Origin of the sequence: Actinophytocola sp., assembly GCF_045807065.1 — a bacterium.
In the GTDB taxonomy this organism is placed as follows: Bacteria; Actinomycetota; Actinomycetes; order Mycobacteriales; family Pseudonocardiaceae; genus Actinophytocola.
Window position 1 is genome coordinate 1 of sequence record NZ_JBJMIE010000313.1, and the last position, 8,177, is coordinate 8,177.

7 protein-coding genes and 1 pseudogene are annotated in these 8,177 nt (G+C 71.4%); 4 read left to right on the plus strand and 4 right to left on the minus strand.

Annotated elements, in window-relative coordinates; genetic code table 11:
- Positions 1-139 precede the first annotated feature (139 nt).
- Together pnuC and ACJ73U_RS18060 are read right to left on the minus strand one after the other, a co-directional pair.
- A pseudogene (gene pnuC / locus ACJ73U_RS18055) lies at positions 140-730 on the minus strand (nicotinamide riboside transporter PnuC); the annotation flags it as partial.
- 196 nt (positions 731-926) lie between these two features.
- The gene (locus ACJ73U_RS18060; RefSeq protein ID WP_407778807.1) at positions 927-1,289 is read right to left on the minus strand and encodes an MmcQ/YjbR family DNA-binding protein; all 363 of its coding nucleotides are present in this window, start codon (positions 1,287-1,289) and stop codon (positions 927-929) included.
- Positions 1,290-1,327: 38 nt separating this feature from the next.
- On the opposite strand from ACJ73U_RS18060, the gene ACJ73U_RS18065 reads away from it, so the two are divergent.
- From ACJ73U_RS18065 to ACJ73U_RS18075, 3 genes are read left to right on the plus strand one after another with little or no spacing between them, the layout of a single operon-like run.
- A complete protein-coding gene (locus ACJ73U_RS18065) occupies positions 1,328-2,053 on the plus strand; it encodes a phosphotransferase enzyme family protein (RefSeq protein ID WP_407778808.1) in 726 nt (241 codons plus the stop codon).
- Between the two features lie 44 nt (positions 2,054-2,097).
- A complete protein-coding gene (locus ACJ73U_RS18070; protein WP_407778809.1) occupies positions 2,098-3,411 on the plus strand; it encodes an MFS transporter in 1,314 nt (437 codons plus the stop codon).
- 32 nt (positions 3,412-3,443) lie between these two features.
- Complete coding sequence (locus ACJ73U_RS18075; protein WP_407778810.1) at positions 3,444-5,378, plus strand: intein-containing Rv2578c family radical SAM protein; 1,935 nt, start codon at positions 3,444-3,446, stop codon at positions 5,376-5,378.
- A 98-nt stretch (positions 5,379-5,476) separates the two neighbouring features.
- On the opposite strand, the gene ACJ73U_RS18080 is transcribed toward ACJ73U_RS18075, so the two are convergent.
- Positions 5,477-5,722, minus strand: a complete 246-nt coding sequence (locus ACJ73U_RS18080; RefSeq protein ID WP_407778811.1) for a S1 RNA-binding domain-containing protein — start codon at positions 5,720-5,722, stop codon at positions 5,477-5,479.
- A 167-nt stretch (positions 5,723-5,889) separates the two neighbouring features.
- Entirely contained in the window at positions 5,890-6,885 is a 996-nt protein-coding gene (locus tag ACJ73U_RS18085; protein WP_407778812.1) for a hypothetical protein, read from the minus strand.
- Between the two features lie 251 nt (positions 6,886-7,136).
- On the opposite strand from ACJ73U_RS18085, the gene aspS reads away from it, so the two are divergent.
- A partial coding sequence (gene aspS / locus ACJ73U_RS18090) for an aspartate--tRNA ligase (RefSeq protein ID WP_407778813.1) occupies positions 7,137-8,177 on the plus strand: 1,041 nt, incomplete at its 3' end.

The following is an 8,177-nucleotide window of genomic DNA, read 5'->3' on the forward strand; positions in this document are numbered from 1 at the left end:
CGGGCGGCGAGCTGAACGTGTCGCCGTGGTGCGGGGAGCAGGTGGCTCAGCTGGTCGCGCTGGGCCCGGACCCGCTGACCTGGCCGGTGGCGGACGAGGCGGAGCTGCCCGCCGCGGCGCGGGTGTAGCTGGTCTGCCAGCTGCGCAGCCCGTACACGCACAGCGCGAGGAAGCCGACGTAGAGCACGGCGGTGAGCCAGAGGCCCTTGTAGGCGTAGAGCGGCACGTACACGACGTCGGCCGCGATCCAGAGCCACCAGGACTCGAGCTTCTTGCGCGCCTGGCCCCACGTCGCGAGCAGTGACAGCACGGTGGTGACGGCGTCCGGCAGCGGCACGGTCGAGTCGGTCACCGTGTCCAGCAACATGGTCAGCCCACCGGTGCCCACCAGGCCGAGGACCCCCAACACGATCCACTGCATCCCGGTGGTCCGCGTGACGGTGAGCGTCGTGTGCGCCTCCCCGCCCCGCAGCCAGGCCCACCACCCGTACACGCCGAGTGCGAGGTAGACCAGCTGCAGTGAGGAGTCGGCGTAGAGGCCGGAAGTCCAGAACAGGACCAGAAACGTGATGTTGTTGGCCACCCCGATGGGCCAGTTCCAGACATTCTGAATGGCCACGAGCCACACGCACAGCGCGCCGGACACGAACCCGAGAATCTCGACGAGGTCCATTCCTTCGTCCTTTCCTCGATACCAGCCCCCGCCGGCCCCGTGGCGCTCCCGAGCCATGCACCGCGCCGGCCGAGCAGCACAGCCACCCGAGCGAACTGTCCCCAATCGCCTCCCGCGATCGGTCAGCCACACGAACAACCTGCCACGCCACCTATGAAATCAGCCGTTGTCCTTCCGCTCACCTCCTCTCACATACACCCGGGAACCCCCGTCCCCTCTCCGGCCACATCGGGCCTCTCCACACCCGCGACACCTAGCCGCCCAGCTGGGCGACCAGCCGCCGCGGCGCCTGTAACCGATACGCCTCCGTCAGCAACTCCCGAACCTCGTCCCAGTTCACCCGTCCGACGTCCAGCCGCAGGGCCGCCCACCCCTTCGCGCCGAGGTACGCCGGCACGTAGAACCGCGCCGGATCCGACCGCACCAGTGCCTCCTGCTCCCCGGGCCCGGCCTTGAACGCCACCCCGACAATCCCGTTCCCGTGGTGGTCGTCGAGGAAGTACCCGAACGTCTTCTTGCGGACGGCGAGCGTCAGATGCGGGTCGCCGGTGCACGTCGCCTCCGGCAGTTCGGCGACGATGGCGGCGACCCGCTCGCGGAGCTGCGTGGTCGACATGGGAAAAACGTTAGCGGCGACCACCGACAATTCTGGGTGTGGAACACATCCTCCCTGGTGGGAACGTCGCCGCCGCCGTCGTCCGGGTCGGTGACACGGTCCGCAAGCCCGTCACCCCGGCCACGCCCGCCGTCGAGGCGCTCCTCGACCACCTCGCCGGCTTTCCCGGCGCGCCCCGCCACCTCGGGCGCGACGAGCAGGGCCGCCAGGTCCTCGAGTACGTCCCCGGCACCGTCAACGACCTCCCCGCGGACGAACGCGAACTGCGCGACGTCGGCAGCCTCGTCCGCGACCTGCACGACGCGCTGGCGGACTTCCGTCCCCCGGCCGGCGCGCGGTGGGACGTCGTCATCCCACCCGACCGCGAGGACCTCGTCTGCCACCACGACCTCGCGCCGTGGAACCTCGTGCGCGGCGAGGACCGGTGGGTCTTCATCGACTGGGACGGCGCCGGTCCCGGCTCGCGCCTCTGGGACCTCGCCTACGCGGCACACGGCTTCGTCCCCCTGACCAGCTCCGGCGACCCGGAACAGGACGCGCCGAGGTTGCGCGCCCTGGCCGACGGCTACGGCCTCGACGACCGCCAGCGCGCGGAGCTGCCCCCACTGGTCGTCGCCCACACGCGCGGCATGTACGACCTCCTCCGCACCGCCACCGAGGAGCCCTGGACCCGCCTGTACGCGGAAGGACACGCCGACCACTGGGGTCCGGCCGCCGACTACATCGAGCGACACCTCCACGTGTGGCGTACCGCGTTGGCGTGACGTGTGGGCGGCGGCCGAAGTGTGCCACCACGACAATGATGACCATGATCCGTTCGCCGCTGCTCATCGTGATGTGTGTCGGCTACTTCCTGGTGCTGCTGGACGTCACCGTGGTCAACGTGGCGCTGCCGGCCATCGGCGGCACGCTGGACACGGGACCGGCCGGCCTGCAGTGGGTGGTCGACGGCTACGCGCTCGCCCTGGCGGGGCTGCTCCTCGTCGGCGGCACTGTGGGTGACGTCTACGGCCACAAACAGGTGGTCCTCACCGGATTGGTCGTGTTCGGGCTGGCCTCCCTCGGGTGTGGTCTCGCGCCCGGCGTCGGCTGGCTGGTCGGCGCCCGGTTCGTCCAGGGCGTCGGTGCCGCCCTGCTGCTGCCCGGCACCCTCGCGATCATCACCGACGCGTTCCCCGACCGGACCGATCAGGCCCGCGCCATCGGCGTGTGGGCCGGCGTCGGCAGCGCCGCACTGCCGGCCGGACCCCTGCTGGGCGGGCTGCTCGTCGACTGGCTCGGCTGGCGCGCCGTGTTCTTCCTCAACGTGCCGATCGTCCTCGTCGCCGCCGTCGTCGCGGCACGGCTCGTCGAGGCCCGTCCGCACACCGGCGACCGGCGCGTCGACTGGCTCGGCGCCGTCCTGGGCACCGCGCTCCTGGGTACCGTCACCTACGCCGTCATCGAGGCCGGCGCGTGGCTGCTGATCGTCGCGGCCGTGCTACTGGCCGCGTTCGTCGCCGTCGAGAGCGCCAAGGCCGACCCCATGCTGCCGCCGAAGCTGTTCCGCAGGCCCACCTTCTCGGTGGCCAACGCGGCGGCCGGCATCATGAACCTCTGCTCGCTCGGGTTGTTGTTCCTGGTCACGCAGTACCTGCAGACGGTGCGGCACCACTCGGCACTCGCCGCCGGACTGGACCTGCTGCCGCTGTTCCTGCCCCTGACCGTGCTCGCGCCGCTCACGGGCCGGGTCGCGGGCCGGATCGGGCCGCGATGGCCCATGGTCGCGGGGCTCGTCGTGGCCGGCGCGGGTTTCGCGCTGCTGCTCACGCTGACGGCCGGCTCGTCCTACTGGGCGCTCCTGCCGGCCCTGCTGCTCTGGGGCTGCGGGCTCGGCGTGCTGACCCCGGCGGTCGTCGCCGCGGCGGTGGGCGCGGCGAGGGAGCGCTCCGGCCTCGCGTCGGCGGTCAACAACACCGCCCGGCAGGCCGGCGGCGCGCTCGGCATCGCGGCGTACGGGGCCGTCGCGGGCAGCGCCGCCGACGCCCGGCTGTTCGTGTCGGGAATGCACGTCGCCGGCCTCGTCTCCGTGGTGTTGTTCCTGGTAGCGGCGCTGTCCACAGCCCTTGTCCGGATGAATTGACAAACGATCGAACGCGTGTTCGACTGTATCCCGTGCGATGGGAGAGCCAGCGAGCGGGGGAACCCGACCGGGATGGTCAGCAGGCGTTGCCCGGCCTTCCCGGGCTGATGCGCAGTGTCCGCACCCCGGAGTTCGCCGACACGGTGTTCCACGAGGTGCGGGCCAAGTCCGTGCTGAACAGGGTGCCGGGGCAGTCCCGGCTGCCGTTCGACTGGACCGTCAACCCGTACCGGGGGTGCAGCCACGGCTGCCGGTACTGTCTGGCGGGCGATACTCCGGTGCTGATGGCCGACGGCCGGACGAAGCCGATCGCCGACCTGCGGGTGGGCGACCGGATCTACGGCACGGAGCGGGTCGGCAACCGGCGCCGGTATGTCACCACGCGGGTGGTGGCGCACTGGACCACCGTGAAGCCGGCCTACCGGCTGACGTTGCGGGACGGCACCCAGCTCATCGCCAGCGGGGAGCACCGTTTCCTCACCGACCAGGGCTGGCGGCACGTCGCCGGCGGCGCCTGCGCGGACCAGCGGCAGGTCCTGCGGCCGGGGGACCGGCTGGTGGGCACGGGCCGCTTCGCGACCGGGCCGAAGGGCGGCCTCGAGTACCGCTGCGGCTACCTCGCCGGCATCGCCGCGGGGCACGGCGAGCCGGTCGACCCACGGGTGCTCACCAGGGCCAGGGAGTACCTGACCGGAGACGAGCCGATCAGCCTGCCGATCGAGCAACCCGCCGTGCCGAGCGAGGAGTGGCACAGGGGGTTCCTGGCCGGCGTGTTCGACGTGGACGGTGACTTCTCGCGCGGCCGGCTGCGGGTCGGCCGCACCGGCCGGGTGGCGTTGCCGGTGATGGCGGAGGCGTTGCGGCGCCTCGGGTTCGAGTGCGTGCTGGAGGACTCCGGCGGTCGCAGCGGCCTGTACGGGATGCGGGTCATGGGCACCCTGGCCGAGCACCTCCGGTTCCTGCACACGACCGATCCGGCGCACACGAGCACCGGCGAGCTGGCCGGGGTCGTCCCGCGTACCGGTCCGCGGCTCGCGGTGGCCACGGTCGAACCGCTCGACCTGGACCTCACGCTGTACGACATCACCACCGGCACCGGCGACTTCATCGCCAACGGCGTGGTCAGCCACAACTGTTTCGCCCGGCAGACCCACACCTACCTCGACATGGACGCGGGCGCGGACTTCGACTCGCAGATCGTGGTCAAGGTCAACGCGCCCGAGGTACTGGCCGGCCAGCTGCGCGCCCCGCGCTGGACCCGCGAACCCGTCGCGATGGGCACCAACACCGACCCCTACCAGCGGGCGGAGGGCCGGTACCAGCTCATGCCGGGCATCATCCGCGCGCTGGCCGACAGCGGGACGCCGTTCAGCATCCTCACGAAGGGCACGGTGCTGGCGCGCGACCTGCCGCTGCTGTCGGCGGTCAGCCAGGACGTGCCGGTGGGGCTCGGCGTGTCGATCGCGCTGGTCGACCGGGAGCTGCAGCACAACCTCGAACCCGGCACACCCAGCCCGCAGGCGCGCCTGGAACTGGTCCGCAAGGCCGTCGAGGCGGGGCTGCCGTGCGGCGTGTTCGTCGCGCCGGTCCTGCCACACCTGACCGACTCGGTCGAACAGCTGGACGCGTTGCTGGCGGCCATCGCCGAGACGGGTGCCTCCGGCGTCACCGTCATCCCGCTGCACCTGCGCAAGGGTGCGCGAGAGTGGTTCGCCGCCTGGCTGGGGCGGGAGCATCCCCACCTGGTCCCGGCCTACCGCCGCCTCTACGCCAAGGGCGCCAACGCGGACATCCGCTACCCCCGGTGGCTCGGCACGCGGGTGGGCCCGCTCCTGCGCAGGCACGGGCTGGACAAGACAGCCGACCGCGAGGCCGAGCCCGCGGAACCACGCTGGCCGGACGGCAGCCTGACCGCCGGCACCCGCAAGGAGCAGCCGGTGGTCCCGGAGCAGCTGGCACTCCTGTGAGCGTGTTTCGGTCGTGTGCGAGGACCGGCGCCTGCCCTCGTACACAACCAGAACGCACCTCATCAGGTCACGCTGCTGTCAGGTGACACCCGCGTGGGTCACGCCATCGCGAGGCTCACCCGCTGGCGTTGCTCGTCGATCTCGACGACGCGCACGGCGAGGGTCGCGCCGACCCGCGGCTCACCCGTCATCGCCGCGGCCGGCAGCAGGCCGGGGATTCCGGGACCCACGCGCACGATCGCGCCGAACGGCACCAGTTGCGTGATGGTGCCGTCGAAGGACCGCTCACGGACGTCGGCCAGGAACTCCTGCCACGCCTCGGTGGGCACGGTTGGCTGGGACATGTACTTCACCTCCTTCGCTGTCCCCGAGGAAACGCGGAACGAAGGAGGTGCGGCGGGCCCCTGGCCCGCCGGAGGTTCACGGAGCGGCCGGGAGGCCTCTCCGATCGCGGCCAGCGGCCGACCCGGCAGTCACGCCGGGAAAACTAGCAGGAAGGAGACCGTCAGCGCTACGAACGGTCGCGCGGCCAGTCCCACCGCACGCAGAAGGTGCCGGGGCCGAAGTCGAGCGCCACCGCGTGCGCCTGCCCGCCCGGCGTGACCTCGACCTTGCGCCGCGTCGTGGTCTGCTCCTCCGGGTTCACGGTGTACAGCTCGCAGTACGCGGGCAACGCGTCCGGGTCGAACTGCAGCTCCAGCACGAACTCGCGCACCGGTGTGGTGAACCGGCGGCAGTAGCTGTCGTCGCCGCGCGAGAACGGCGGCCCGGGGAAGTTGAGCGCGTAGTCGACGATCGCGGTCTCGCCGCGGACGAGCGGCGTGTCCAGGATGATCTCGGCCACGATGATGCCCGCGTCCTCGTCGCGCGCGACCCGGCCGATCTTGCACGACTGCTGCGACATGACGTCGGGGAACGGCCGGCCCGGCCGCTCGAGGTCGTAGACCATGACGGTCCGGTCCATGCCGTCGCGCTCGGCCCGCAGCACCTGCCGCACGGCGATGCGCCGCTCCCCGCGGTCGGCCGCGATGTCCATCCGGTCGTGCTGCGACAGCTTGGTCAGCGCCGTCTCGGTGGTGAAGTCGATCTGCTTGAGCAGCTTCGACACCGGCTCACTGGCCGGGAAGAGCGAGGGGATGGGCACCCGCGACGACTCGCGCTGCACCCGGCCACGCGGCCGTGGCGGGCCCAGCAGCGCGATCAGGGACCCGGGTGCGACGCCGAGCACCGACTCGAGGTGCCCCAGCGCGGCGAGCGACTCGGCCCGCTCGGGCCTGCGCCGCCCGGACTGCCAGTAGCTCAGCGCGGTGACGCTGACCGACACGCCGCGGGCGCGCAACCGGTACTGGATCCGGTCGAGGCTCAGCCCACTGGCCTGGATGGCCGTGCGCAGGGCGGTGGGGAACGCGTCCGCGGCGAGGTTGTCCACGGGGTGTGGAAGCGCACGTCGGACGTCGCCGGCTCGATGCAGCTCCCTGACCGGTTCGCGCGTCGCGCCGCCACCCATCGTGGTCTCCTCGCGTTCTCCCCAGCTTCCCTTTACCTACCACCAGGTAACCAACACCCTACGACGTAACGTCGAGGCTAGGTAGCCATGACGTTAAATCCGACAGGGCAGAGCTTGCGCTTGCGAATGGTCGACACTGGTGACCACAGTTGTGCGCAGGGTGATCGTAGCGTCGGAAACCTGCTGGACGGAACAGTGAGGGCGTTGGCTAGCCTTTCCATCACACAGCCCGCCAACAGGAAGAGCACACCGTGATCCGCACGCACGAGGCCGGGACGCTTCGCGCCGCACAAGCCGGAGAATCCGTCACGCTGAGCGGCTGGGTGGCCCGCCGGCGTGATCACGGTGGGGTCATCTTCGTCGATCTCCGCGACGCCTCGGGCGTCGTGCAGGTCGTCTTCCGCGAGGGTGAGATGGCCGAACGCGCCCACGGGCTGCGCGCCGAGTACTGCATCCGGGTCGTCGGCGAGGTCGCCAGGCGGCCCGAGGGCAACGAGAACCCCGAGATCCCGACGGGTGAGATCGAGGTGCTGGTCACCGAGCTGGGGGTGCTCAGCGAGGCGGCCCCACTGCCGTTCCAGCTCGACGAGCACCTCACCGTCGGCGAGGACGTCCGCCTGCGGCACCGCTACCTCGACCTCCGCCGGTCCGGGCCGGCCCGTGCCATGCGCATGCGCAGCGAGGCCAACCGCATCGCCCGTGACGTCCTCCACCAGGAGAAGTTCGTCGAGGTCGAGACGCCGACGCTGACCCGCTCCACCCCGGAGGGCGCCCGCGACTTCCTGGTGCCCGCGCGCCTGCAGCCCGGCTCCTGGTACGCGCTGCCGCAGTCACCGCAGCTGTTCAAGCAGCTGCTGATGGTCGGCGGCCTGGAGCGGTACTACCAGATCGCCCGCTGCTACCGGGACGAGGACTTCCGCGCCGACCGCCAGCCCGAGTTCACCCAGCTCGACATCGAGATGAGCTTCGTCGAGCAGGACGACGTGATCGCGCTGGGCGAGAGGGTCGTCGCCGCGCTGTGGCAGGAGCTGGCGGACTACGAGATCCCGCTGCCGATCCAGCGGATGACCTACGCCGACGCGATGGCCCGCTACGGCACCGACAAGCCCGACCTGCGGTTCGGCCTGGAGCTGACCGAGCTGACCGAGTACTTCAAGGACACGCCGTTCCGCGTGTTCAAGGCCCCGTACGTGGGCGCGGTCGTCATGCCGGGCGGCGCGGACCAGCCACGTCGTCAGCTGGACGCCTGGCAGGAGTGGGCCAAGCAGCGCGGTGCCCGCGGGCTGGCCTAC